The 24,084-nt window shown below is 76.2% G+C and carries 20 protein-coding genes; 10 read left to right on the forward strand and 10 right to left on the reverse strand.

All coding sequences use genetic code 11. The features are described from left to right. Positions 1-7: 7 nt before the first annotated feature. The 6 genes from ACFY23_RS07980 to ACFY23_RS08005 all read right to left on the reverse strand — a co-directional run bounded on the left by ACFY23_RS07980 (position 8) and on the right by ACFY23_RS08005 (position 4,997). Positions 8-1,135, reverse strand: a complete 1,128-nt coding sequence (locus tag ACFY23_RS07980) for a glycosyltransferase family 2 protein (RefSeq protein ID WP_350685693.1) — start codon at positions 1,133-1,135, stop codon at positions 8-10. Then, positions 1,132-1,965: a carotenoid biosynthesis protein gene (locus tag ACFY23_RS07985; protein WP_350685691.1), complete on the reverse strand. Its 834-nt coding sequence runs from the start codon at positions 1,963-1,965 to the stop codon at positions 1,132-1,134. Before ACFY23_RS07985 ends, ACFY23_RS07980 begins: the two co-directional genes overlap by 4 nt. Further along, the gene (locus ACFY23_RS07990) at positions 1,962-2,537 is read right to left on the reverse strand and encodes a GNAT family N-acetyltransferase (protein ID WP_350685689.1); all 576 of its coding nucleotides are present in this window, start codon (positions 2,535-2,537) and stop codon (positions 1,962-1,964) included. Before ACFY23_RS07990 ends, ACFY23_RS07985 begins: the two co-directional genes overlap by 4 nt. Beyond that, on the reverse strand, positions 2,534-3,298 hold the full coding sequence (locus tag ACFY23_RS07995) for a monooxygenase (protein WP_350685698.1): 765 nt from the start codon (positions 3,296-3,298) through the stop codon (positions 2,534-2,536). Before ACFY23_RS07995 ends, ACFY23_RS07990 begins: the two co-directional genes overlap by 4 nt. 100 nt (positions 3,299-3,398) lie before the next feature. Next, positions 3,399-3,887, reverse strand: coding sequence for a YbaK/EbsC family protein (locus ACFY23_RS08000; protein ID WP_350685688.1), 489 nt, complete (start codon positions 3,885-3,887; stop codon positions 3,399-3,401). Positions 3,888-4,028: 141 nt separating this feature from the next. Beyond that, entirely contained in the window at positions 4,029-4,997 is a 969-nt protein-coding gene (locus ACFY23_RS08005) for an EamA family transporter (protein WP_350685687.1), read from the reverse strand. A gap of 644 nt (positions 4,998-5,641) precedes the next feature. Here ACFY23_RS08005 and ACFY23_RS08010 point away from each other — a divergent pair. The 7 genes from ACFY23_RS08010 (at position 5,642) to ACFY23_RS08040 (ending at position 14,324) form a co-directional block, all read left to right on the forward strand. Beyond that, entirely contained in the window at positions 5,642-6,091 is a 450-nt protein-coding gene (locus ACFY23_RS08010; RefSeq protein ID WP_350685685.1) for an SAV_6107 family HEPN domain-containing protein, read from the forward strand. An 89-nt stretch (positions 6,092-6,180) separates the two neighbouring features. Then, the gene (locus tag ACFY23_RS08015; RefSeq protein WP_350685683.1) at positions 6,181-7,026 is read left to right on the forward strand and encodes a hypothetical protein; all 846 of its coding nucleotides are present in this window, start codon (positions 6,181-6,183) and stop codon (positions 7,024-7,026) included. Further along, positions 7,023-8,642 (forward strand): DNA polymerase Y family protein, encoded by a 1,620-nt coding sequence (locus ACFY23_RS08020; protein ID WP_350819050.1) that lies wholly within the window; start codon positions 7,023-7,025, stop codon positions 8,640-8,642. Before ACFY23_RS08015 ends, ACFY23_RS08020 begins: the two co-directional genes overlap by 4 nt. 69 nt (positions 8,643-8,711) lie before the next feature. After that, a complete protein-coding gene (locus ACFY23_RS08025; protein WP_350685808.1) occupies positions 8,712-12,101 on the forward strand; it encodes an error-prone DNA polymerase in 3,390 nt (1,129 codons plus the stop codon). Positions 12,102-12,197: 96 nt separating this feature from the next. Next, the gene (locus ACFY23_RS08030) at positions 12,198-12,374 is read left to right on the forward strand and encodes a hypothetical protein (protein ID WP_350685809.1); all 177 of its coding nucleotides are present in this window, start codon (positions 12,198-12,200) and stop codon (positions 12,372-12,374) included. A gap of 37 nt (positions 12,375-12,411) precedes the next feature. Further along, positions 12,412-13,176, forward strand: a complete 765-nt coding sequence (locus ACFY23_RS08035; protein ID WP_350685810.1) for a methyltransferase domain-containing protein — start codon at positions 12,412-12,414, stop codon at positions 13,174-13,176. Then, positions 13,128-14,324, forward strand: a complete 1,197-nt coding sequence (locus tag ACFY23_RS08040) for an alkaline phosphatase family protein (protein WP_387036789.1) — start codon at positions 13,128-13,130, stop codon at positions 14,322-14,324. Before ACFY23_RS08035 ends, ACFY23_RS08040 begins: the two co-directional genes overlap by 49 nt. A 92-nt stretch (positions 14,325-14,416) precedes the next feature. Here the strand turns inward: ACFY23_RS08040 and ACFY23_RS08045 are convergent, their stop codons facing one another. Continuing rightward, entirely contained in the window at positions 14,417-14,989 is a 573-nt protein-coding gene (locus tag ACFY23_RS08045) for a TetR/AcrR family transcriptional regulator (RefSeq protein WP_350685813.1), read from the reverse strand. A gap of 83 nt (positions 14,990-15,072) precedes the next feature. Here ACFY23_RS08045 and ACFY23_RS08050 point away from each other — a divergent pair, with 83 nt between their 5' ends. The 3 genes from ACFY23_RS08050 (at position 15,073) to ACFY23_RS08060 (ending at position 18,470) form a co-directional block, all read left to right on the forward strand. Further along, the gene (locus ACFY23_RS08050; protein ID WP_350685815.1) at positions 15,073-16,611 is read left to right on the forward strand and encodes an MFS transporter; all 1,539 of its coding nucleotides are present in this window, start codon (positions 15,073-15,075) and stop codon (positions 16,609-16,611) included. An 88-nt stretch (positions 16,612-16,699) separates the two neighbouring features. After that, complete coding sequence (locus ACFY23_RS08055) at positions 16,700-17,959, forward strand: DNA polymerase IV (protein ID WP_350685817.1); 1,260 nt, start codon at positions 16,700-16,702, stop codon at positions 17,957-17,959. 115 nt (positions 17,960-18,074) lie between these two features. Next, positions 18,075-18,470 (forward strand): DUF3040 domain-containing protein, encoded by a 396-nt coding sequence (locus ACFY23_RS08060; RefSeq protein ID WP_350685819.1) that lies wholly within the window; start codon positions 18,075-18,077, stop codon positions 18,468-18,470. Positions 18,471-19,002: 532 nt separating this feature from the next. Here the strand turns inward: ACFY23_RS08060 and ACFY23_RS08065 are convergent. From ACFY23_RS08065 to ACFY23_RS08075, 3 genes are read right to left on the reverse strand one after another with little or no spacing between them, the layout of a single operon-like run. Beyond that, positions 19,003-21,480 (reverse strand): transglutaminaseTgpA domain-containing protein, encoded by a 2,478-nt coding sequence (locus ACFY23_RS08065; protein WP_350819048.1) that lies wholly within the window; start codon positions 21,478-21,480, stop codon positions 19,003-19,005. A gap of 16 nt (positions 21,481-21,496) precedes the next feature. After that, the gene (locus ACFY23_RS08070) at positions 21,497-22,795 is read right to left on the reverse strand and encodes a DUF58 domain-containing protein (RefSeq protein ID WP_350684769.1); all 1,299 of its coding nucleotides are present in this window, start codon (positions 22,793-22,795) and stop codon (positions 21,497-21,499) included. Position 22,796: 1 nt separating this feature from the next. After that, entirely contained in the window at positions 22,797-23,852 is a 1,056-nt protein-coding gene (locus tag ACFY23_RS08075; protein WP_350684768.1) for a MoxR family ATPase, read from the reverse strand. Between the last annotated feature and the right edge of the window lie 232 nt (positions 23,853-24,084).

The raw sequence follows: 24,084 nt of genomic DNA on the forward strand, positions 1-24,084 counted from the left end.
CGCCTCCCTAGGTGACGGGGCGGCCGCGCCAGGACAGGCGACGCCGCTTCCGCAGATGGTACGACCGGAGGGTCAGCCAACCGAGGACCACGACCGACACGGGGTGTGCCAGCGCGTCGGGCCACCACCGGCCGCCGGTCGCCCGGGCGCTGACCACCCGTCCGGCGACGCCGAGCAGGTAGGCGGCGAGAGCCGCGGCGGTCACCGTCGGCGCGCCGGCGGCCAGGGCGACGACCGCCAGCAGCGGGGGAGCGGTGTAGAGCACGAGCAACAGGGTCACCACCGCGGCCGCGGCTCCCGGGTGGCCGAAGGTCGCCCAGAGCGACTTCGAGTAGCCGTCGCGCAGCTGCGGCCAGTCCTCGTACATCCGGCAGGCGGCCAGCCGCGAGCCGTCGGCGAGGGCGATCCGGCCGCCGGCCCGCTTGACCGCGCGGGCCAGCTCGATGTCCTCCAGGACCTTCTCGGCCACCGCGGCGTGCCCGCCGGCGGCGTCGTAGCCGGCCCGGTCCACCACCAGGAACTGCCCGCCGGCGGCGGCCAGCGACGGCCGCGGCGAGCGCTCCATCGCCCGCAGCGGCAGGAAGGTCAGCCACAGCCACTGCAACAGCGGCTGGACCAGCCGGTCGGCCGCCGTCGCCACCACGATCCGGGGGTACGGCGACAGCAGCGTCACCCGCGCGGCGCGCAGCTCGGTGACCGCCGCCGCGACCGCGTCCGGGGCGAGCACCACGTCGGCGTCGACGAAGACCAGCACGGTCGCCGAGGGATCGGCGCGGGTGGCCAACTGCCAGCAGGCGTGCGGCTTGCCCAGCCAGCCCGGCGGCGGGGCGACCCCGTCGAGGAGGGTGACCCGGGGATCGTCGCCGGCCACCGCGCGGACCACCTCCGCCGTGCCGTCGGTCGACCCGTCGTCGAGCACCACGACGCGCAGCGCCGGCACGCCCCGCTGGGCGAGCAGCGCGCGCAGGCAGGGGGCGACCCGCCCGGCCTCGTCGCGCAGCGGCAGCAGCACCGCCACGGTCTCGGCGACCGGCGCCGGCCGGTCGGTCGGGCGGCGCAGCCAGCGGCCGGCGTTGACCAGCGTGTGCGCGGTCAGCGCGGCCACGCCGGCCAGCAGCGCGAGGACGGCGGTCATGCCGTCGCGTCGACGCCGGGTCGCTGCGGCCGGTGGGGCGCGGGCCGGTCGTCGGGGCGGCGGGAACGCACCAACGTCACCGCCAGCGGCACGGCGGCCACCGCCATGCCGGCCGCGCCCCACAGTGCCGAGGCGGGCAGGTCGAGGAAGACCGTGTGGGCCAGCACGCTGGAGAAGTACGTCCACAGCCAGAGCGCGAACATCGGGCCGTCCCGCTCGTCGGTGCCGCCGACGGCGGGCCCGGCCAGCGGGCGCAGCGCGCCCATCATCAGCACCGCGAAGAGCAGCCAGCCCAGGTAGTTGCTCACCGGGATGCCGGGCAGCCCCGGCAGGGCGGGGGTGGCGTCCCGCCAGACCCAGTAGCCCTCGGCGACCATCTGGGGGTCGAGGAAGAGGTCCCAGGCGGCCAGCCCGACGGCGGCCAGTGCGACCCGCCGGCCGGGGAACCGCCCGCCACCGGCGTCGCCACCGGTCAGCCGGGTGGCGGCCAGCCAGGCCGGCCAGGCCATCCACGTCCAGGCCAGCGGGATGACCAGCGGCACCCCGGCCAGCTTCGGCCCCAGCTCGCCGGAGTAGTCGTAGCTGCCGAACGGGAAGCCGGTGGCCACGCCGAGCGCCTCGATGGCGAACCCGCCGGCGGTGGCCACCGCGACCAGCGCCGCCGCCGTACGCGGGCCCCGGCTGAGCAGCGCGTGGCCGACCGAGAGCAGGTAGCCGAGCACGACCGTGGCGACGGTCAGCCGGGCCCGGGTCTCCCCGGTGGTCAGCGGGTAGCAGATCTGCGCCAGCACCAGCACGGCCAGCAGCGTCCAGGACAGCCGCCGGGTCACGGCGCGGCCCGACCGGCCCCGCCGGGCGCCGGCGGCGCCAGCGGCAGGTCCCGGCCGAGCACGCCGAACGGGCGCTCGTCGCCGGGGAAGTGGAAGTGGCGCAGGACGTCGACGAAGCCGAACCGGCGGTACAGCCGCCAGGCCCGGGACCGCTGCTCGTCGGCCTCCGGCGTGGAGAGCAGGGTGGTCGTCCCCTCCGCCAGGGTGAGCAGGGCCCGCAGCTGCCCCGCGCCCAGGCCGTGCCCCTGCGCGGGCGGCCGGACGTGCAACTCCACCACCTCGAAGCAGTCGGTCAGCCAGCGCTGCCGGGCCGGGGCGTCCAGCGCCCGCCACACCTGGTCGTGCCACCACTGCCCCGGCGCGCCGAGGTAGCCGTAGCCGAAGCCGGCCAGGTGACCCTCGCTGGTCAGGCTGGCGACGGCGCGGAAGCCGGGACGGCGTACGTGGGTGGCGATGTAGCCGCGCCGCGCCTCCAGCAGATCGGTGCGGTACCCCATCGCCTCGCCGTAGACGGTCACCACGTCGTCCAGCCGTCGGACGAGATCGTCCGGCGTCCACCGCACCAACCTCATGACCGTGCACCCTCCGCCGCTCCCGGGCCGCCGTCCGCGACCCACCCCAGCACCGCCCGGTCACCGACCACGTCGCGCACCTCGAATCGCGCGAAGAGTTCCTCCGCGTACCACCCCTCGGTGGGGGTTCGCATGATCGCGGCGCGGTGCTCCGGGTGACGGTACGCGAACGCCACGAGGTCCGCCGGGTCACGCCACACGCTCACCGTGCCCTGCCAGCCCAGCGGGGCCTCGCCGATGCCGAACCGGGCCAGCAGGCCGGGCGCGGTGTGCAACGCGGCGGCCACCGGGGGGACCGCCCGCCAGAAGGTGACCGCCCGCCGGGGGCGCAGCCGGGCCCGGGTCAGGGCCAGCACCGGGCCGGTGGCCCGGCCGCCGGGCGGCTCGCCGAACGGCCGGCGGCCCGACCACTCGCCCCGGCTGCTCAGCGGGCGCAGGTCGACCCGGACGGCCGCGCGGGCGATCCGTGCCCAGGCGCGCCCCACCGGGGAGTCGTCGAAGCCGGCGGCCGCGGCGGGGGAGTCCCACACGGTGAGCGCCGCCCACCGGGTCAGGTCGGCGTCGCCCGGCCCGAAGCCGGTGCCGGTCCCGGTGCCGAGCAGCTTGCCGAACCGTACGCCGGGCAGCGCGCGCAGCCGGCGGGGCCCGACCGCCATCCGGATCAGCGCCCGGGGCAGCGCGGCGGGGCAGGTGCGCCACACGTGCAGGGTGACCAGCCCCGGGACGCCGTCCGCGCCGTCCGTACCGCTGCTGGGCCCGATGGTTCGCTCGCTCCGCTCGCTCACGCCACCGCCTCGCTCCGCTCGACGGCGGCGCGAGGCGCCACGCTGCTGAGCCCGATGGTTCGCTCGCTCCGCTCGCTCACGCCACCTCGGCCGGCGTGCCGCCGGTGACCCGCAGCAGTTCCCGGTACGTGGTGGGGAAGACCGCCTGCGGCACGCCGCCGGCCGCCCAGACCTCGTCGTACCGCTCGAGGGCGGTGTCGACCAGGGTGCGCAGCGGGCGCGGGTGGCCGACGGGGGCGACCCCGCCGATGACCTGCCCGGTGTGCGCGCGGACGAAGTCCGGGGTGGCCCGGCGCAGCCGGGTGACCCCGATGGACGCGGCCAGGCCGGCGGTGTCCACCCGGTGCGCGCCGGAGGTGAGCACCAGCAGCGGCGCGCCGTCCGCCTCGAAGACGAGCGAGTTGGCGATCTGGCCGACCCCGACGCCGAGCGACTCGGCGGCGGCCGCGGCGGTGTGGACCGCGTCGGGCAGCAGGCGGACGGCGCTCGGCGCGCCGGACCCGTTCCGCGCGTCCGCCGCGTCGAGTACGTCCTGCACCGCCCGTACGTTCGGGTGTGGCTGCATGCCGCCATTCTTCCCGGTACGCCCGCCGCCGGCTCACCCGGCCACGCCGGCTTTCGGGCGGGCGTGGTCGGCACGGCATCGCGGGGTCGGCCGCTCCGGTCGGCGTTCGGTCGGCATCGCGGGCCGGCCGCTCCGGCCGGCTCAGCGGGGGACGGCGACGGCGTCCGGCGCGGGCGGCGCGGCGGCCCGGGGTGCGGCGACCCGGGCCGTCTCGGCCAGCGCGACGCCGACCAGCACCAGGAGCCCGCCGGTGAGTTGGGCGGTGTTGAGCGCCTCGCCGGTGCCGAGGACGATCCAGGCGACCGCCGAGGCGAGCACCGGCTCGACCATGCCGATGATCCCGACGCTGGTCGCCGGGAGGTGCCGCATCGCCCCGGCGACCAGCAGGTACGGCACGATCGAGCCGAGCACCACCACGTACCCGCAGAGCAGCGCCACCGGCACGCCCCGGTCGGTGTCGGCGGCCAGCGGCTCCCAGCCGCCGGCGCCCACGGTGACGGCGCGGGTGAGCAGGCCCGCCACGGCGGAGGCGCCGAAGGCCCAGGTGCACAGCGACAGCGTGTCCCGTCGTGCCACGCCGTGCGAGCCGAGCACGTAGTAGCCGGCGAGGAACACCGCGGCGCCGAGACCGGCGAGCACGCCGAGGCCGTCCAGCTTCAGCTCGCCCCACACCTCGGCCACGCAGCCGAGGCCGAGCAGGCTCAGCGCCAGCCCGGCCCAGAGTCGCGGGCGTACGCGGTGGCGCTGGCCGAACCGGGCCCAGAGGGCGACCAGCAGCGGGGCGGTGTACTCGAACAGCAGCCCGATCCCGACCGGCAGCCGGGAGATGGCGACGAAGTAGAGCATCGGCACGGCGAAGAAGCCGGTCAGCCCGTACCCGATCAGCAGCGGCAGTTGGCGGGGGGTGACCCGGAGCCGGCGTGCCCCGGGGCGCAGCAGCAGGCTCAGGGCCAGCAGCCCGGTGACGGCGCCGACGGCGCGCAGCAGGGTGAGCTGCGGGGCGTCCAGGCCGGCGCGGAGCACCAGTTTGGAGACCGTGCCGTTGACGGCGAACAGTGCTCCCGAGCCGAGCACCATGGCGACCCCGAGGGCGGGGCGGGGGGTTGTCACGAGCGGAGGCTACCGCCGCCCGGTCAGGGCCGTAAGGCCCGCCAGTCGTTACTCCGGTCGCACCGCCCGCCGGTACGCCGCTCGTGCCGGCGTGCCCCGGATCCCCGGCCGCCCCACCCGGATCCCCGGCCGCCCCACCCGGATCCTCGGCCGCCCCGCCCGGACCTTCCGGGCGTACGCCGCGTGGCCGCGGCGGCGGGCGCCGGGAGTCGACGCCGGCAGGGCGTGGCGCGCGGGACGTCGGCCGACGCCCCGCGCGCCACACGTTGCATTTTCGTCGGAGGGAGGGTGTACTGTCAGCGGTAGTTAGAACGAGTGTTCGATTGCCTCGAACGCCCGTTCCAAACAGCCCGGGGCGGTGTTTCGCGGCGCCGGTCCCGGGCGGTGCGGCTCCGCGGGCCGCACCTGGGTCCCGGGCAGTCGCGAGCCCGGCCCGTCAGGCAGGAGCGTCGCCCGCCGCCCACGACCCCCGGGCGGCGGGCGACGAACCCGCCGGTTGTGCCGGCCGGGTGTGGTGTGGGGAAGCGCCCACACCCGGCCGGCCCCCGTCCGGTGCGTCTTCCTCCGCACCACTCGACCCGGCGTCCGCCGGCGGACCAGCTCCGCCCTCAGGGGCGGCTCGGCCACGTGGAGGAGACAGTCCCATGCCGACCAACCCGGCTCAGGCACCGACGGTGCCGGCGCACGTGCTGCCGCACCGCACCCCCGCCCAGCTTCTCGCGGTGGCCCGCCACGGGCTGGCCGAGGCCGCCCAGACCCGCCCCGACGGCCTCCGCTACGCGGCCGCCCACCTGGCAGCGCTGCGCGCGGCGGCGGCCCTGCTCGCCGCCCGGGCGCGTCCCGCCCCGGCCCGGCGCAACCGGATCACCAGCGTCTGGGTCCTGCTCTCCGGTGTCGCCCCCGAGCTCGACGAGTGGGCCCGGTTCTTCGCCCTGGGCGCCGGCAAGCGCGCCGCCGCCGAGGCCGGCATCCCGCGGGTCGTGACCGCCCGGGAGGCCGACGACCTGCTGCGCGCCGCCGAACAGTTCGTCGCGGTGGTGGAGACCGCGCTCGGCGTGGCCCACCAACCGGCGCTCGACGGCCTCGCCGCCTGACCCGTGGCGCCCGGGCCGCCCGGCGGGGGGAGCCGGGCGGCCCGGCGTCACGCGCACATCCGATCGACAGCACGAGGGGGGTAGGTCCGATGGCGGGCCGGATGGTGGTCGGTTCCGCCGCACTGGCCGCTCTGGTGCGTCCGGCGAGCGCGCCGGACCCGGCGGGTGGTCACCGGGTGCTGCCGGTGGCCCCGGAGCTGACCGGGCTGCTGCCCAACCGGGGGCTGCGGCGCGGCAGCACGATCGCGGTCGCCGCCGGTCAGCCCCGGCGCAGCGGCGGCACCTCGCTGGTCCTGGCGCTGCTCGCCGAGGCGTCCCGGGCCGGTTCGTGGTGCGCCGTGGTGGGGGTGCCGACGTTCGGGGCGGGCGCGGCCGCCGAGCTCGGCATCGCCCTGGACCGGCTCGCCCTGGTGCCCCACCCGGGCCCGGAGTGGGCCACCGTCATCGCCGCGCTGATCGACGGGGTGGACGTCGTGGTCACCGCCGTGCCGGCGACGGTCTCCGCCTCGGTCGCCAACCGGCTGGCCGCCCGGGCCCGGCAGCGGGGCAGCGTCCTCGTCCCGTACGGGCGGTGGGACGGGGCGGACGTGACCCTCCAGGTGGTCCGGGGAGCCTGGGAGGGGCTCGGGCCGGGCCGGGGCCGGCTGCGCCGCCGCGAGGTCACCGTCTCGGCGCGCGGGCGCGGGGCCGCCGCCCGCCCCAAGGAGATCAAGATGTGGCTGCCCGGGGACGGGCTCACCCGGGTCATCCCCCATTCCGCCCCCGGCCCTGCCGCCGGGTCCGTCACCGGCCGGTCCGCCGCCGGCCGACTCCGCCCGGTCGCCGCTCCTGCCGCGTCCGTCGGGCCCATCGCGGCGTCCACCGCGTCCGCCGGGCCCGCTGCCGCGACCGACACCTCCCGGCGCGGCCCGCTCACCCTGGTCGGTCCGGCATGACCGGTGCGCCGGTGCGGACCCTGCTGCTCTGGTGCCCGGACTGGCCGGTGCTCGCCGCCGAGATCGTCGACGGGGTGCCCGCCACCGGCCCGGTCGCCGTGCTGCACGCCAACCGGGTGGTCGCCTGCTCGGAGCGGGCGCGCGCCGAGGGGGTGCGCCGGGGGCTGCGCAAACGGGAGGCACAGGGGCGCTGCCCGCAGCTCACCGTCGTCGAGTACGACCCGGGGCGGGACGCCCGGGCGTTCGAGCCGGTGGTCGCCGCGGTCGAGGAGCTGGTCGCGGGCGTCGAGGTGGTGCGTCCCGGCGCGTGCGCGGTGGCGGCCCGGGGGCCGAGCCGCTACCTGGGGGGAGAGGAGGCGGCCGCCGAGCGGATCGTCGAGCACGTCGCCCAGGCGTGCGCGGTGGAGAGCCAGGTCGGCATCGCCGACGGGGTCTTCGCCGCCGGGCTGGCCGCCCGCGCCGGGCAGGTCGTCCCGCCCGGCGCGACACCGCGGTTCCTCGCCGACCTGCCGGTCGAGGCGCTCGGCCGGCCGGCCCTGACCGACCTGCTGCGCCGGCTCGGCGTACGCACCCTGGGTGACTTCGCCGCGCTGCCCGCCGGCGACGTGCTGGCCCGGTTCGGCTTCGACGGCGCGCTCGCCCACCGGCTGGCCGCCGGGCGGGACCACCGTCCGCTCGCCGTCCGGCAGCCCCCGGCCGACCTCGCGGTCACCGCCGACCACGACGAGCCGCTCGACCGGGTCGACGCGGCGGCCTTCGCCGCCCGGGCGCTGGCAGAGCGGCTGCACGACCGGCTCTCGGCGCACGGGCTGGCCTGCACCCGCCTCGGCATCGAGGCGGTCACCGCGCACGGCCAGGAGCTGCACCGGGTCTGGCGGCATGACGGGCTGCTCAGCTCGGCCGCCATCGCCGACCGGGTGCGCTGGCAGCTCGACGGCTGGCTGTCCGGCGGCACCGGCCGGGGCGGCGCCCGCCCGGCCCGGCCGACGGCGGGCATCATCCGGCTGCGGCTGGTCCCCGACGGGGTGATCGCCCAGGCCGGCCTGCAACCCGGCCTGTGGGGAGAGGCCGGCGAGGAGCGGGAGCGGGCGCACCGGGCGTTGAGCCGGGTGCAGGGCATCCTCGGCCCCGAGGCCGTGGTCACCGCGGTGCTCGGCGGCGGCCGTTCGTTCGCCGACCAGGTGCGCCTGGTGCCGTGGGGGGACGAACGCCTGCCGGCCCGCCCCGGCCCACCGCCCCTGCCCGGCCGGTCGCCGGTGCCGGGCCGGCCGTCGGCGCGGTCGGGCGAGCCGCCGTGGCCGGGCCGGCTGCCACCACCCGCGCCGGCCGTGGTGCTGCCCGACCCGCTCGCCGCGGCCGTGCACGACGCCGCCGGCGAACCGGTGGTGGTCAGCGCGCGGCTCCAGGTCAGCGCCGCGCCGGCCCGGCTGACCGTGGGCACCGCGCGGCCGGCCGAGATCGTCGGCTGGACCGGTCCGTGGCCGGTCGACGAACGCTGGTGGGCGCCCGCCGAGGCCCGCCGTCGGGCCCGGTTCCAGGTCTGCCTGGCCGACGGCACGGCCCTGCTGCTCGCGGTCGAGGCCGGGCAGTGGCTGGTGGAGGCGATCTATGACTGAGGGCGCCCGGCCGACCGCGGGCGTCGCCGCCGAGCGGCAGCGGCACGACGTCAGCCCGGCGGGGCCCCGATGAGCTTCCACAACCCGAAGCTGCCCTGGTCGGAGCTGGAACGCGTGCTCTCCGGCCGGAAACCCCGCGCCGGGCGGGCCGGCGGGCCGGGCGGCCGGCCGCGTGACGAGCGGCACCTGCACGTGGTCGACCCGCTGGCCGTGGACGCCGACGGCGGCGACTCTCCCGCCTGGAGCCGCAAGCGGGAGCACTACCAGCCGCCGGAGCTGACCCGCCCCGACGGCGTGGTGCCGTACGCCGAGCTGCACGCCCACACCAACTTCAGCTTCCTCGACGGCGCCAGCCACCCCGAGGAACTGGCCGAGGAGGCCGCCCGGCTGGGGCTCACCGCCCTCGCCGTCACCGACCACGACGGCTTCTACGGGGTGGTGCGCTTCGCCGAGGCGGCCCGCGCGCTGCACCTGCCGACGATCTTCGGCGCCGAGCTCTCCCTGGGCCTGCCCGGCCCGCAGAACGGCGAGCCCGACCCGCTCGGGCGGCACCTGTTGCTCCTGGCCCACGGCCACGAGGGGTACGCCCGGCTCGCCTCGACCATCGCCCGCGCCCAACTGCGCGGCGGCGAGAAGGGCCGCCCGGTCTACGGCGAGCTGGAGGAGGTCGCCGCGGAGCTGCGCGACCACGTGCTGGTGCTCACCGGCTGCCGCAAGGGGCACGTGCCGGCGGCGCTGCTCACCGAGGGGGTGGACGCGGCGGCCCGCGAGCTGGACCGGTTGACCGCCCTGTTCGGCGCGGAGACGGTGGCGGTGGAGCTGACCGACCACGGGCACCCGGTCGACGCCGACCGCAACGACGCGCTCGCCGAGCTGGCGGCGGCGGCCGGCCTGCCCACGGTGGCCACCAACAACGTGCACTACGCCACCCCGGGCCGGCGCCGGCTGGCCACCACCGTCGCCGCCGTACGGGCCCGGCGCAGCCTGGACGAGATCGACGGCTGGCTGCCCGCGGCCGGCACCGCCCACCTGCGCAGCGGTGCCGAGATGGCGGCCCGGTTCGCCGCGTACCCGGGGTCGGTGGCGCGGGCCGCCGAGTTCGGGGCCGAACTCGCCTTCGACCTCCAGCTCGTCGCGCCGCGGCTGCCGGCGTACCCGGTGCCGCCAGGGCACACCGAGATGAGCTGGCTGCGCCACCTGACGGAGCAGGGCGCGCGGGAGCGCTACGGCCCCCGGGAGGCACACCCGAGGGCGTACGCGCAGCTCGACCACGAGCTGAACATGATCGAGGAGCTGGGCTTCCCCGGCTACTTCCTGGTGGTCTACGACATCGTGGCGTTCTGCCGCGAGCAGGACATCTACTGCCAGGGCCGGGGTTCGGCGGCCAACTCGGCGGTCTGCTACGCGCTGCGGATCACCAACGTGGACGCGGTCCGGCACCGGCTGCTCTTCGAGCGGTTCCTCGCCCCGGAGCGCGACGGCCCGCCCGACATCGACGTGGACATCGAGTCCGACCGCCGGGAGGAGGTCATCCAGCACGTCTACGCCCGGTACGGCCGGGAGCACACCGCCCAGGTCGCCAACGTCATCTCCTACCGGCCCCGCTCGGCGGTGCGGGACGTGGCCAAGGCGTTCGGCTTCTCACCCGGTCAGCAGGACGCCTGGAGCAAACAGATCGACCGGTGGGGCGCGGTCGCGGCGGTCGACGTCGAGGACATTCCCGAGCAGGTGGTCGCGTACGCGAACGAGCTGCAGACCTTTCCCCGGCACCTGGGCATCCACTCCGGCGGCATGGTGATCTGCGACCGGCCGGTGATCGAGGTCTGCCCGGTGGAGTGGGGGCGGATGCCGGGGCGCAGCGTGCTCCAGTGGGACAAGGACGACTGCGCCGCCGTCGGCCTGGTCAAGTTCGACCTGCTCGGGCTCGGCATGCTCTCCGCGCTGCACTACGGCTACGACATGATCGGGATGAGCCTGGACCTCGGCGGCATGTCGCTGGACGACCCCGAGGTCTACGACATGCTCTGCCGGGCCGACTCGGTCGGGGTGTTCCAGGTGGAGAGCCGCGCCCAGATGGCCACCCTGCCCCGGTTGAAGCCCCGCGAGTTCTACGACCTGGTGGTCGAGGTGGCGCTGATCCGGCCCGGCCCGATCCAGGGCGGCTCGGTGCACCCCTACATCCGGCGCAAGAACGGCGAGGAGCCGGTGGAATACGCCCACCCGCTGATGCGCAACGCGCTGGAGAAGACCCTCGGCGTGCCGCTGTTCCAGGAGCAGCTCATGCAGCTCGCCATCGACCTGGCCGGCTTCGACGCCGCGGAGGCCGACCAGCTGCGCCGGGCGATGGGCGCCAAGCGCTCCGCCGAGCGGATGGCCCGCATCGCCGACCGCCTCTACGCGGGCATGGCCGAGCGGGGCATCACCGGCGAGCTGGCCGACGACGTCTACCGCAAGCTCTCCGCGTTCGCCAGCTACGGCTTCCCGGAGAGCCACGCGATGAGCTTCGCCTACCTGGTCTACGCCAGCTCCTGGCTCAAGCGCTACCACCCCGGCCCGTTCCTGGCCGCGCTGCTCAACGCCCAGCCGATGGGCTTCTACTCGCCGCAGACCCTGGTCGACGACGCCCGCCGGCACGGCGTCGAGGTCCGCCGGCCGGACGTCAACGCCAGCGGCGCGAAGGCGGTGCTGGAGTCCACCCCGGGGACCCGCTGGGGCAGCGCGCCGGGGGAGCCGCCGCACGCCTGGGGGCTGGGCGGGCCGGCCGTCCGGCTCGGGCTCTCCGCCGTGCGTACCCTCGGCGACGAGGTGGCCGAGCGGATCGAGGCGGAGCGGACGGCGCACGGGCCGTACCGCGACATGCCGGACCTGGCCCGGCGCGTGGGTCTCACCGCCGCGCAGCTGGAGGCGCTGGCCACCGCGGACGCCTTCGCCTGTTTCGGGCTGTCCCGGCGGCAGGCCCTCTGGGCGGCCGGCGCGGCGGCCCAGGACCGGCCGGGCCGGCTGCCCGGCACGGTGACCGGCGCGGCCGCGCCCACCCTGCCCGGCATGGAGGCGGTGGACCGGCTGGTCGCCGACGTGTGGGCGACCGGGCTGTCGCCGGAGAGCCACCCGGCCCGCTTCATCCGCCCGCAGCTCGACGCCCTCGGCGCGGTGCCGATCGCCCGGCTCGGCCGGGTGGAGCCGGGTCGGCGGATCCGGGTCGGCGGGATCGTCACCCACCGGCAGCGCCCCGCGACCGCCGGCGGCGTCACGTTCCTCAACCTGGAGGACGAGACGGGGATGCTCAATGTCACTTGCTCCCCTGGGCTCTGGCAGCGCTACCGTCGAATCGCCCGCACCAGCGCGGCCCTGGTGGTGCGCGGCCGGTTGCAGCGGCACGAGGGAGTCACCAACCTCACCGCCGACCGGCTGGACGCCATCGAGCCGCCGGTCAGCCCGGCATCGCGCGATTTCCGTTGACGACAGTGATCCACATTACGGTTTTTCGGAGCCGATGGCGGGAGACTCCTGCTCGCGCGGGCAGAGCGGCCCGCGTGGCACGAGGGGAATGAACCGATGACGGGGAATCACGGATACAGCGGCGGAGTGGCCAACTCCCGGCGGACCCGGCTCAACGCCGGCTGGACCCCGGCGCACCACACCGAACCGCGCGAGTACGAGATCACCGAGGGGCCGGTGGCCAACGCCCTGCGGTCGCGGGCCGAGGAGAACGGCGCCACCGGCGAGTCCTGACCGCCTCCCCGGGCGGCCCCCGCCGGGGTTGGACCGGGTGACTAGGCTCGACCGGGTGGAGCAGACCCCAGGCCGGCTCGCCGGGCCGCCGCTGACCCCCCGTACCGCCGTGATCTGGTCGGTGCTGCGCACCGAGCTGGAGCGACGCGGCGACACCGCGCTGACCGTGCTCGACGTCGGCGGCGGCACCGGCGGCTTCGCCGTACCGCTCGCCCAGGCCGGGCACCGGGTCACCGTGGTCGACGCCAGTCCCGACGCGCTCGCCGCGCTGACCCGCCGGGCCGCCGAGGCCGGCGTCGCCGAGCGGGTCCGCGCCGTGCAGGGCGACGGCGACGCGCTCGCCGGGCTGGTCGAGCCCGGCAGCGCCGACCTGGTGCTCTGCCACGCCGTGCTGGAGGTGGTCGACGACCCGGGGCCGGTAGTGGCCGCGCTGGCCGCCGCGCTGCGCCCGGGCGGCGCCGCGAGTGTGCTGGTCGCCGGCCGGGCCGCCGCGGTGCTCGGTCGGGCGATGAACGGGCACCTGGACGTCGCCGCCGCGTTGGCCGCCGACCCGGCCGGCACCGCGGGCGCCCGGGACACGCTGCGCCGGCGCTACGACGCCGAGACCGCCGCCGCGCTGCTCGGCGCCGCCGGGCTCGTGGTCGAGGAGATCCACGGCGTACGCGTGCTCGCCGACCTCCTCCCGGCGGCCGTCGCGGACGGTCAGCCGGCCGCCCTGGTGGAGTTGGAGCGGGCGCTCGCCGCGCGGGCCCCCTGGCGGGACCTCGCCGCCCAGTTGCACCTGTTCGCCCGTCGCCCGTGACCGACCCGCTGGAGATCGTCGGGCCGCGCTACGGCGGCGGCAGCCTCGCCGACGTGCTGCCCAGCGCGCTCGCCGTGCTCGGCGTGCCCGGTGCCGCCGACCCGCTCGGGCTGGGCGCCGCGCTGACCGGGGTGCGCCGGGTGGCGGTGCTGCTGGTGGACGGCCTCGGTTGGCACCAGATCCCGACCGCCGCGCCGTACGCGCCGGCCCTGGCCGGGCTCGCCGCGACCGTGGGCCGGCCGCTGACCTCCGGTTTCCCGTCCACCACGCCGACCAGCCTGGTGACGCTGGGCACTGGCGCCGCGCCGGGCGCGCACGGTGTGCTCGGCTTCACCCTGCGGGTGCCGGGCACCGACCGCGTGCTCAACCACATCGAGTGGGCGGCCGACCCGGAGCCGCGGCGCTGGCAGCCCGTCCGCACCCAGCTCGAACGGGCCCGGGCGGCCGGCGTCGCGGTGACGGTGGTGAGCCGGCCGGAGTTCGGCGGCAGCGGGCTGACGGTGGCCGCCAACCGGGGCGGCGACTACCGCGGCGCGGCCGGCGTCGACGCGCTCGCCGCGCGGATGCTCACCGCCCTGGCCGCCGGGCCCGGGCCCACCCTGGTCTCCGGCTACCACCCGGACCTGGACCGGCACGGCCACCTCACCGGCGTCGACTCGGCGCCGTGGCGGATCGCCGCGGCGGAGGTGGACCGGCTGCTCACCCGGCTCGTCGACGGGTTGCCGCCCGACGCCGCGCTGCTCGTCACCGCCGACCACGGCCAGCTCGACGTGCCGGCCGGGCACCGCGTCGACCTGGACACCGACCCCCGGCTGCGCGCCGGGGTGGCGGTGGTCGCCGGCGAGCCCCGGGTCCGCTACCTGCACGTCACGCCCGGCGCCGTGGACGACGTCGTGGCCGCCTGGTCGGCGGTGCTCGGCCCCGCGGCCCGGGTCCGCACGCGCGAGGAGGTGGTGGCCTCCGGCTGGTTCGGACCGGTGCCGGAGGAGCACCTGCTCCGCATCGGCGACGTGGTGGTCGTCTGCAACGCCACGTACGCGGTGACGGCCTCCCGGTCGGAGCCGCCGATGGTGTCGCGGCTGGTCGCGTACCACGGGGCGGACACCGCCGCCGAGATGACCATCCCGTTGCTGGTCGTACGCGGCTGACGGACGGGTGGCCGTCCCGCCGGTGGGCGGCGTCTCGCGGAGCGGACCGCCCGGCCGGCCGGGCGGTCAGGCGCGGGCGGGGGCTGCCGCCGTCACCGCCCCTGCCCGGCGAACCCCTCGATGGCTCGCACGAGGTCGTCGGCGCTGGGCGCCGAGCCGGGATCGAGCAGCCACTGGAGCATGGCGCCGTTGATGAGCGCCAGGGTGAGCGAACCGTAGCGGCGCGCCTGTTCCGGCGAGACCTCCGCCGGCGCCACGTCGAGGGTCAGCGCGGCGAGGTCCCGCCGGCTGCCGGCGTAGACGGCGGCGAGCTGGTCGCGCACCTCGGGCGCGAATTCCGCCTGGGCGTACGCCTGCACGCTCGCCACCAGGACCGCCCGCTGCTCGTGCGCCATCTTGAGCACCCCGTCGAGGAACCGGCGGAGGCGGTCCAGCGGTGTGCCGCCGGGCTCGGCCACGACGGCCGCGGCGATCGCGTCCCCCCAGGCGTCGAACGTCTCCAGCACGGCGGCGTTCAGCAGCGCGTCCTTGCTGCCGAAGTGGTAGCCGATGGAGCCGAGGTGGGCGCCGGCCGCCGCCACGATGTCGCGGGCCGTGGTGTGGGCGTAGCCCTTCTCGGCCAGGCACCGCTTCGCCCCCGCCAGCAGGTCCTCTCGCTGTCCCATGCCGGCAGTGTAGCGCCCTCTTGGACGTACGTCTTGTACAAGCGTCTTGTACAAATGTCTTGTACAGCTGTACGGTTCGCCGTGTGACCACCTCTGTTCCTCCCCGTGCCCGCGGTCGCGAGTGGCTCGGCCTCGTCGCCCTCGTGATCCCCGCCCTCCTCGCCTCCATGGACCTCTCCGTGCTGTTCATGGCCGCACCGTGGATCAGCGCCGAACTCGAACCGAGCACCGGCCAGTACCTGTGGATCATGGACATCTACGGCTTCGTGATGGCCGGTCTGCTGGTGACGATGGGCAGCCTCGGCGACCGCGTCGGACGGCGCCGGCTCCTGCTCGTCGGCGCCGCCGCGTTCGGCGCGGCATCCCTGCTGGCCGCGTTCGCCACCACCCCGGAGCTGCTCATCGCCGCCCGGGCCCTGCTCGGCCTGGGCGGCGCCACCCTCGCGCCGTCGACGCTCTCCCTCATCCGCGGCATGTTCGCCGACGAAGACCAGCGCCGTACCGCGGTCGGGATCTGGACGGCCGGCTTCACCGGCGGCATCGCGATCGGCCCGATCGTCGGCGGTTTCCTGCTGGAGCGGTTCTGGTGGGGCTCGGTGTTCGTCATCAACGTCCCCGTCATGCTCCTGCTGCTCGCCGTCGGGCCGTTCCTGCTGCGCGAGTCGAAGGACCCGCACCCGGGCCGGTTCGACCCGCTCAGCTCCCTGCTCTCCCTGGGGGCCGTGCTGCCGGTCATCTACGCCGTCAAGCACTTCGCCGAGGAGGGCCCCAACCCGTCGTCGCTGGTGGCCCTCCTCGTCGGCCTCGCCGTGGGCGCCCTCTTCGTCCGCCGGCAGCGCCGCAGCGCGCACCCGATGATCGACGTGCGGCTCTTCGCCGCCAGCTCCTTCTCCGCCGCCATCGGCGCGAACACGGCGATCACCTTCGCCAGCGCGGGCATGGGCCTGCTCGCGGTCACGTTCCTGCAGACGGTGCTCGGCCTCAGCCCGATCGACGCCGCGCTCTGGATGCTCCCGACCATCGTGGGCAGCGTCATCGGCGTCGCCCTCGCGTCCGCGCTCGCCCCGAAGACCCGGCCCGCGATCCTCGTCGCCGCGGGGCTCGTCGTCGCCGCCGGCGGCTTCCTGCTCGTCAGCACCATGCGGGTCGACGCGCCGGTCTGGTGGCTGATCGCGAGCTACGGGCTGCTCACCCTCGGCGTCGGGATGACCAGCACCCTGGCGACCTCGCTCGTTCTCACCACGGCGCCGCCCGAGCGGGCGGGGGCCGCCTCGGCGCTCTCCGAGACGAGCACCGAGTTCGGCGGCGCGCTCGGCATCGCCGTGCTGGGCAGCATCTCCGCCGGCATCTACCGCGCCCGGATGGACACCGAGCTGCCGGCCGGGCTCGGCGACGACCTCGCCCACACCGCGACCGACACCGTCGGCGGCGCCCTCGCCGTGGCCGGCCAGGTCCCGGCCGAGGTGGCCGGGGTGCTGCGCGACCGGGCCTTCGTCGCCTTCACCGACGGCTTCACGGTGACCGCGGTCATCGGCGCGGCGATCCTGCTCGTCGGGGCGCTCGGCAGCGCCGTCGCCCTGCGGCGCGTACCGCCGGGAACGCCGTCCGCCGACCGGGGCTGACGGCACGGGCCGCCCGGGCGGACCCGGCGACGCACCGCGCCGCCGGCCGTCCGGGCGGCATGTCGGAGGCGCCCGCTAACCTGCGGGGATGGGCCGCAGCCAGTCGTTGCCCCGGGGCGGCGATCCCCGGTTCGGGCCGGACGCCGACGACTCCGGCTGCCCCGTCCTGCACGTCGACATGGACGCGTTCTTCGCCTCGGTCGAGGTCCGCCGCCGGCCGGAACTGCGCGGCCGGGCCGTCGTGGTCGGCGGGGTCGGCCCGCGCGGGGTGGTCAGCTCCGCCAGCTACGAGGCGCGGCGCTACGGCGTCCGCAGCGCCATGCCCACCGCGCGGGCCCGCGCGCTCTGCCCGCACGCGGTCTACCTCCCGCCGGACTTCGCGCAGTACTCGGCGGCATCCCGGGCGGTCATGCAGATCTTCCGGGACGTGACCCCGCTGGTGGAGCCGCTCTCGCTCGACGAGGCGTTCCTCGACGTGGCCGGGGCCCGGCGGCTCTTCGGCTCCCCGGCCGCCATCGCCCGGCGGATCCGCGAGCGCGTCGCCGGGGAGCAGGGGCTGACCTGTTCGGTCGGGGTCGCGCCGAGCAAGTTCGTGGCGAAGCTCGGCTCGACCCGCGCCAAGCCCGACGGGCTGCTCGTCGTCCCGGCCGCCCGGGTGCTCGATTTCCTGCACCCGCTGCCGGTGTCGGCGCTGTGGGGGGTGGGGGAGCGGTCCGCCGAGACGCTGCGCCGGCTCGGCCTGGCCACCATCGGCGACCTCGCCGAGGCGCCGGTCGGCATGCTGCGCAAGGCGCTCGGCGAGGCGTCCGCGGCCCACCTGCACGAGCTGGCCTGGGGGCGGGACCCACGCCGGGTCAGCCCCGAGCAGGTCGAGAAGTCGATCGGTGCGGAGGTGACCTTCGACGTCGACGTGGCCGATCCCCTGGAGATCCGCCGGGCGCTGCTCGCCCTCGCCGAGAAGGTGGGGGCCCGGCTCCGCGGGGCCGGGCAGGTGGGGCGGACGGTGTCGCTGAAGGTCCGGCTGGCCGACTTCCGCACCGTCAACCGGTCGCGCACCTCGGGCGTGCCGACCGACGTCGCCCGGGAGATCTTCGACACGGTCTGGGCGCTCTACACCGCGCTCGACCCGGGAGAGCGCATCCGTCTGGTCGGCGTACGCGTCGAGGGCCTCGCCCCGGCGCAGGAGACCCCGCGGCAGCTCACCCTCGGCGCCCCCGAGCGGGGCTGGCGCGAAGCGGAGGCTGCCGCCGACGCCGCGGCTGCCCGTTTCGGGCGGTCCGTCATAGGTCCGGCCAGTCTGCTCGGGGCCCGGGACGGGCGACGAAATGAAAATCCACCCCGGCCGTAGGTCGTCCCGCTTTCCGACGCGCGAGGGCCCTCGTAGACTTGCGGGTAAGCAGCCGGTTGGCTGCCACGGTCTGTCGGTCCGACCGGGCCGACCCACGTGACCGGGGAGGAGTGCCGTGCCGCTCTCGGAGCACGAGCAGCGGCTGTTCGAGCAGATCGAGCGGTCGCTTGCCGAGGACCCCAAATTCGCCTCGGCCGTGCGCGCCAGCGATCCGCGTTTCCACGCGCGGCGTCGCCTGCTCGTCGCTGCCGGCGTGATCATCGCTGGGCTGGCCTTGTTGGTCTATGGCGCGGTGATCAAGACTCCGCCGCTGGCAGTGGCGGGTTTTGTCGTCATGCTGGCCTCGGCCGCGTTCGCGGTGCAGTCGCATCGTCGGGCGCAGTCACCTGACCTGCACGTCGTGGGAGGCACGACGAGTCGTCGCCGCCCCCGCGGTCGTACGGGTCGGCGGCCCTCGATCCTTGACCGGATGGAGGACCGGTGGCGGCAGCGCCCGGAGGGGCACCGCTGAGCCCGGCCCGCCGCTGAGCGGGTCGCACCACCGCGACTGAGCGGGTCGCACCACTGCGACGACGAACCGCGTCGCCGGCACGTCCGGCGAGCTGTGGCGTTTCCGCACGCCCCTGGCTGGGCCCGCCTGGGCGACCTCCGACGTTCCCCGCCCGCCCCGGCGGCCTCCGATGTTCCGCGCCCGTGCTCGCCCCGACGGCCTCCGACGTGTCGCGTGCCCGGCCCGCCTCGGCGATTTATGACCTTTCGCGGCCGGCCGGCTCGCCCGGGCCGACCTCGGACACTTCGATCGCCTTCAAGCCCCGTGGCCCGCCCGCCCGCGCTGCTCGGGCCCGCCCGCCCGCGCTGCTCGGGCCCGCCCGCCCGCGCTGCTCGGGCCCGCCCGCCCGCGCTGCTCGGGCCCGCCCGCCCGCGCTGCTTCGGCCCGCCTACCAGCCCCTTCACGGCGGCAGCCTGCGCCGGGACGGCCGCGACGGAAAGGGCCGGGAGCGGCGAGGTCGCCTCTCCCGGCCCGTCCGAGTGGGCCGCGCGTGTCAGCGGGCCATGCGGTCGGCCAGCAGGCGGCGCGGACTCCAACGCAGCAGCCGGGAGCGGCTGCGTCCGCCCGCCGCCAGCAGCCGGGACGACGCGTCGGCCGTGGCCAGTCGCCAGCGCAGCAGCACCGAGGGCGGCAGCACCGCCGCCGCCAGGCGGGTACGCCGGTCGGCTTGCGCGGCGAGCGCGCCGCGGATGGCGCGCAGGGCCGGCGGGAGGGGCTCGCCGGTGAGCGGGTCGCGCGCGTAGCGGGCACGTTCCTCGGCGCGGCCGAGCAGCCGTACCGCCGTGGTGGCGTCGGCGTCGGCGGCGAGTGCCTCCCGGGACAGCCGGTCGGCCGTGGCCCGCGGCGTCTCCGTCCGGTCCACCCGCACCCGGTAGTCCACCAGCGTGTCGAGCAGTTCGTCCCAGGCGGCGTGCGCGTCCGCCCGGGCCCGCTCGGCGTCCACCATGACCACCATGCGCCGCCCGTCGGCGGGCGCGTCGCCGGCCTCCCCGGCGTGTACGGCCGTCGCGGACGGCGTCGCCGGGCCGCTGCGCCGCCTCCGCAGGGCCAGCCGGCGCAGCGCCGGCAGGGCGAGCAGGGCCAGCAGGAGGAGCACCGCGCCGGCCGCGTACCAGGGCCAGACGGGGGCCTGCTCGGCCGGGCCCGCCGCGCCGACGGCCAGGCCGGGGTCGGGGTCCTCCTCGGGGCCCTCGGGGCCCGCCGGGCCGGCCGACGGGTCGACCTCGCCGGCCGGCGTCGACGGGCCCGGGGTCGGCGTGTCGTCCTCGGGGGCGTCGATGTCGGGGGCCCAGTCCGGCCGGATCGAGCCCTGCACGCCGTACGTGGGGGTCGCGTCGAACGGCACCCAGCCGATGCCGTTGAAGTAGACCTCCGTCCAGGCGTGCAGGTTCCGGTTGTTCAGCGTGTACGTGCCGTTGCTGGAGTTGCTGCCGTTGGTGAACCCGAACGCCACCCGGGCCGGGATCCCGGCGGCCCGGACCAGCCACGCCATCGCGGCGGCGTACTGCTGGCAGAAGCCGACCTTGTTGTTGAGGAAGTCGACGATCTCCTGACCGCTGGTGCCGCCCTTGGTGCTCAGCGAGTAGGTGAAGCCGTTGTCGGCGGAGAAGTAGTCGTAGATCCCGCGGACCTTGTCGTACTCGGTGTTCTTGTTCGCCACCAGCGTGCGGACCAGCTCCTCCACCTCCGGGATCGGCGGCGGCGCCGGGTGCGCGCGCCGCACCGAGTGGTCCGACGGCAGCGGTCGCGCCCGACGCAGCGCCTCGGGCGTGTACGTCGAGCGCACGTAGTCGAACGCGTAGCGCTTGCCGCGGGCGTTGTCGCGGTTGGAGAAGACGACCTGCAGGTTCGGGTCGTACAACCAGTTGCCGTTCAGGTCCTCGGTGCGCACCGGCTCGGTGTAGACCGGCAGCAGCGGCATGTCGAGGTTCTTCGTGACCTCGACCGTGGCCCGGTACGTCCGCCGCTCGACGCCCTCGCCGGAGGGCGCGGAGGGGGCCGGCAGGTTGTCGACGGAGCGGCCCCGGGGGTTGCCCACGTCGAAGCCGCTCGACGTGAGCTCGTCGGCGACGCCGAAGCGCAGGTAGAACGGGCTGGGCTCGTTGGTGGTGACCTTGACCAGATCGGCCACCTCGGACTGGTTGAGCTGCCCGCTCAGCGCCGCGAACAGGTCGATCTGGCCCGGGGCGCCGCCCTGCCCGGGACGCCCGTTGCCGTTTCCGGAGCCGGAGCCGGAGGTCAGGGTGTCGAGCAGCCCGCCGGTCATCCCCGGCACGGCCAGCGGCAGCACCACGGCCAGCGCCACGCCGAGCACCGCGAGCCGCCGGCCGGCGGCGGCCAGCGGCGAGGACTCCCACACGTCGACGTCCCGGCCGTCGCCGGTGAACCGCCGGCCGAACCGGCGGACCCGGTCGACGTTGTCGGTCACCAGCAGCCAGAGGTAGCCGGCGGCGCCGACGACGAACGGCACCGGCGGGACGCTGTCGACGTAGACCGCGACCGGCACGGAGTAGATGGCCAGCATCGGCAGGCCGGCCAGCGCCGGCCGGCGCAGCCCGACGGCGAGCACGTCGACCACCACCGCCACGCCGCCGATCCCCAGCACGGTGATGAACAGCAGCGGGTCGGTGTCGGGCACCTCGACGCCGTAGGAGCGCATGTCCTCCATCGACCCGCTGAACAGGTCGCCGAAGTGCGCGAAGGTCGCCGGCGTGGGCAGGAAGGCGAGCAGCTCGGTGCCGCCGGGAAAGAGCCAGGTCAGGGCCAGCGTCAGGCCGGCCAGCATGCCGAGCACCTGCCCCCAGAGCGGCACCCGTGCCAGTCGGGCGAGCGCGGCCACGGCCGCGACCACGGCCACCGCGATGGTGGCCTGGATCAGCCACGTCCAGCGCTCGAAGATGGCCGACAGCGGCGCCGCGGCGAGCAGCGTCGCCGCGGCGGCCACGAAGCCCAGGTTCCGGTGGGCGATCATGAGGGGACCCTTCCGTTCATCGCACGCCGCCGGCCACCGTCTCGGCCATCGCCGCCCGCAGGGCGAAGCCCTGCGAACCGCGGGCCGCCTGCGGCCACAACGCCGGCAACCGGGCGCCGTGGTCGACCCCGATCACCCGCCAGCCGCTCTGCAGCAGGGCGAGCGCGGCGGCACCGTGCGCGTGGTCGGCCTCGGCCCGCGCCTTCGCGGGCAGGTTGAGCCAGGTGGAGCTGTCCAACAGGAAGCCGACGCAGGTCGCGCCGTTGCCCCGCAGCCCGGCCAGCAGCTCGGCCTCGGCCGTGCTCAGCGAGCCGAACAGGCCGATGATCAGGCCGCCGTCCGCCCGCTGCCGGACCCGCTGCACCAACGTGGTGAGCTCGACGTTCTTGTCGAGGCCGACCTCGGCGAGCTGGTCGAGGAGCAGCCCGTCGCCGGCCGCCTCGGAGGCGTCGACGTCGGCACCGGAGCCGGTGACCAGGCGCAGCTTGTAGCCGGCCTGCCGCAGGTGCACCGCGATGCTCGCGGCGGCGGAGACCGCCCACTCGAAGGACGCCGTCGGCCCGTCGCCCCGGTGGCCGTACGCGCGGGTGTCCAGCACGACGGTCGCCCGGCTCTCCCACGGCTGCTCCTCCCGGCGCACCATCAGCTCGCCGGTGCGCGCGGTCGACTTCCAGTGCACCCGGCGCAGGTCGTCGCCCATCCGGTACTCGCGGGTGGCGGCGTCGTCCTCGCCGTGCACGGCGACCGAGCGGGCCCGGCTGTCGCCGCTGCCGGCGTACTCGCCGGGCAGGCGCACCGAGGGCAGCGGGGTGACCTGCGGGATGACGGTCAGGTGGTCGGTGCTCGGAAAGGCGCGGCTGAGCTCGCACAGCCCGAACGGGTCGGTCATCCGGACCACCAGCGGGCCCACCTCGTAGCGGCCGCGCACGTCGGCCCGCACCGTGTACGCCACCGAGCTGGCCTGGTGGGCGCCGAGCCGCTCCAGCACCACCCGCGGCCGGCTGCCCAGCGCGTAGGGCAGCCGGTCCTCCAGCAGCAGGGTGCCCGTGGGCAGCCGGGACAGGTTCTGCAGCCGCAGCACCACCCGGGAACTCGCCCCCACGGGCGCCCGGTGCGGGTCCAGCGACCGGTTGCAGGCCAGCTTGTAGCGGCTGCGCCCCACGTAGGCGGCGGCGAGCAGCGGCAGGACGGCCAGCAGGACGGCCACCCGGAGCAGATCCTTCTCGCCGAGGATGCCGGCCGAGATCGCGGCCGCGACCGCGGCCGCCAGGAACGATCGGCCGCGGGTCGTCAGCCCTCGCAGCCCGTCTCGCACGTCACCGCCCCCGCGGCTCGTAGGAGGCTCGGCCGTTGCCCTCGCCCGTGGGTCGGGTGTCGTACGGGGAGCGCTTGCGGTCGTGCGGCAGCGGCAGCCGGTGCACCAGCTCGGAGACGATGGCGTCGGTGGTGCGCCGGGCCAGTTGGGCGTCGGCGGTCGGGATGATCCGGTGCGCGAGCACCGGCACGGCCAGCGCCTGCAGGTCGTCGGGGAGGACGTAGTCCCGCCCCTCGAGGGCGGCGACCGCGCGGGCGGTGCGCAGCAACTGGAGGGTGGCCCGCGGCGAGGCCCCGAGGCGCAGGTCGGGCGCCTCGCGGGTCGCGGTGACCAGGTCGATCGCGTACTGCTTGACGGCGTCGGCGACGTGCACCTGCCGGACGTGCCCGATGAGCTGCCGCACCGTGTTGGCGTCGCAGACCGGTCGCAGCTCGTCCAGCGGGTCGGTGGCGCCGTGCCCGTCGAGCATGGCCAGCTCCGCGTTCGGGTCCGGGTAGCCCATGGCGATGCGGGCGGTGAACCGGTCTCGCTGCGCCTCGGGGAGGGGGTAGGTGCCCTCCATCTCGATCGGGTTCTGGGTGGCGACGACCATGAACGGCGTCTGGAGCTGGTAGGTGACGCCGTCGACGGTGACCTGCCGCTCCTCCATGCACTCCAGCAGCGCCGACTGGGTCTTCGGCGAGGCGCGGTTGATCTCGTCGCCGACGACCAGGTTGGCGAAGACCGCGCCGGGCCGGAACTCGAAGTCGTGCGTCTCCTGGTTGTAGACGCTGACCCCGGTGACGTCGCTGGGCAACAGGTCCGGGGTGAACTGGATGCGGCGCACCGAGCAGTCGATCGAGCGGGCCATGGCCTTGGCGAGCTTCGTCTTGCCGACGCCCGGCACGTCCTCGATGAGCAGGTGCCCCTCGGCGAGCAGCACCGCCAGGGCGAGCCGCACGGTGGCGGTCTTGCCCTCGATGACCTGCTCGATGTTCGAGACGATGGCTTCGCTGGCGGCGCGGAACTCGTCGTGCGGCAACAGGCCGCCCACCTCGTCCCAGGTCTGTTGTGTCACGGGCCTCCTCCTCGTCGCCGGACGGCAGCTCTGTATAGAGCAGCTGGACCCGCCGTTGGGTTCGCGGCGCCGAGCCTCGTCTGCCGCAGGAATCTCACTGGTATCTCAGGCTAACCATGTTTCTCGCTGTCGCCGACCCCCGCAGGTGGACCGTCGGTTACGCCCCGAATATTCGCCGGGTCGGGGGACCCCGCCCGTCGCTCAGCGTGCCGACCATGATCACGCAGGGCGT

The organism is Micromonospora sp. NPDC000121, assembly GCF_042899165.1.
GTDB lineage: Bacteria > Actinomycetota > Actinomycetes > Mycobacteriales > Micromonosporaceae > Micromonospora.

What these genes read in the sequence shown, in the direction of transcription:
- ACFY23_RS08030 (WP_350685809.1), top strand. Translation starts at nt 12,198, where the DNA reads ATGACGGGGAATCACGGATACAGCGGCGGAGTGGCCAACTCCCGGCGG.
- ACFY23_RS08045 (WP_350685813.1), bottom strand. Translation starts at nt 14,989, where the DNA reads ATGGGACAGCGAGAGGACCTGCTGGCGGGGGCGAAGCGGTGCCTGGCC.
- ACFY23_RS08025 (WP_350685808.1), top strand. Translation starts at nt 8,712, where the DNA reads ATGAGCTTCCACAACCCGAAGCTGCCCTGGTCGGAGCTGGAACGCGTG.
- ACFY23_RS08010 (WP_350685685.1), top strand. Translation starts at nt 5,642, where the DNA reads ATGCCGACCAACCCGGCTCAGGCACCGACGGTGCCGGCGCACGTGCTG.
- ACFY23_RS08065 (WP_350819048.1), bottom strand. Translation starts at nt 21,480, where the DNA reads ATGATCGCCCACCGGAACCTGGGCTTCGTGGCCGCCGCGGCGACGCTG.
- ACFY23_RS07990 (WP_350685689.1), bottom strand. Translation starts at nt 2,537, where the DNA reads ATGAGGTTGGTGCGGTGGACGCCGGACGATCTCGTCCGACGGCTGGAC.
- ACFY23_RS08055 (WP_350685817.1), top strand. Translation starts at nt 16,700, where the DNA reads ATGGGCCGCAGCCAGTCGTTGCCCCGGGGCGGCGATCCCCGGTTCGGG.
- ACFY23_RS07980 (WP_350685693.1), bottom strand. Translation starts at nt 1,135, where the DNA reads ATGACCGCCGTCCTCGCGCTGCTGGCCGGCGTGGCCGCGCTGACCGCG.
- ACFY23_RS08015 (WP_350685683.1), top strand. Translation starts at nt 6,181, where the DNA reads ATGGCGGGCCGGATGGTGGTCGGTTCCGCCGCACTGGCCGCTCTGGTG.
- ACFY23_RS08000 (WP_350685688.1), bottom strand. Translation starts at nt 3,887, where the DNA reads ATGCAGCCACACCCGAACGTACGGGCGGTGCAGGACGTACTCGACGCG.
- ACFY23_RS08020 (WP_350819050.1), top strand. Translation starts at nt 7,023, where the DNA reads ATGACCGGTGCGCCGGTGCGGACCCTGCTGCTCTGGTGCCCGGACTGG.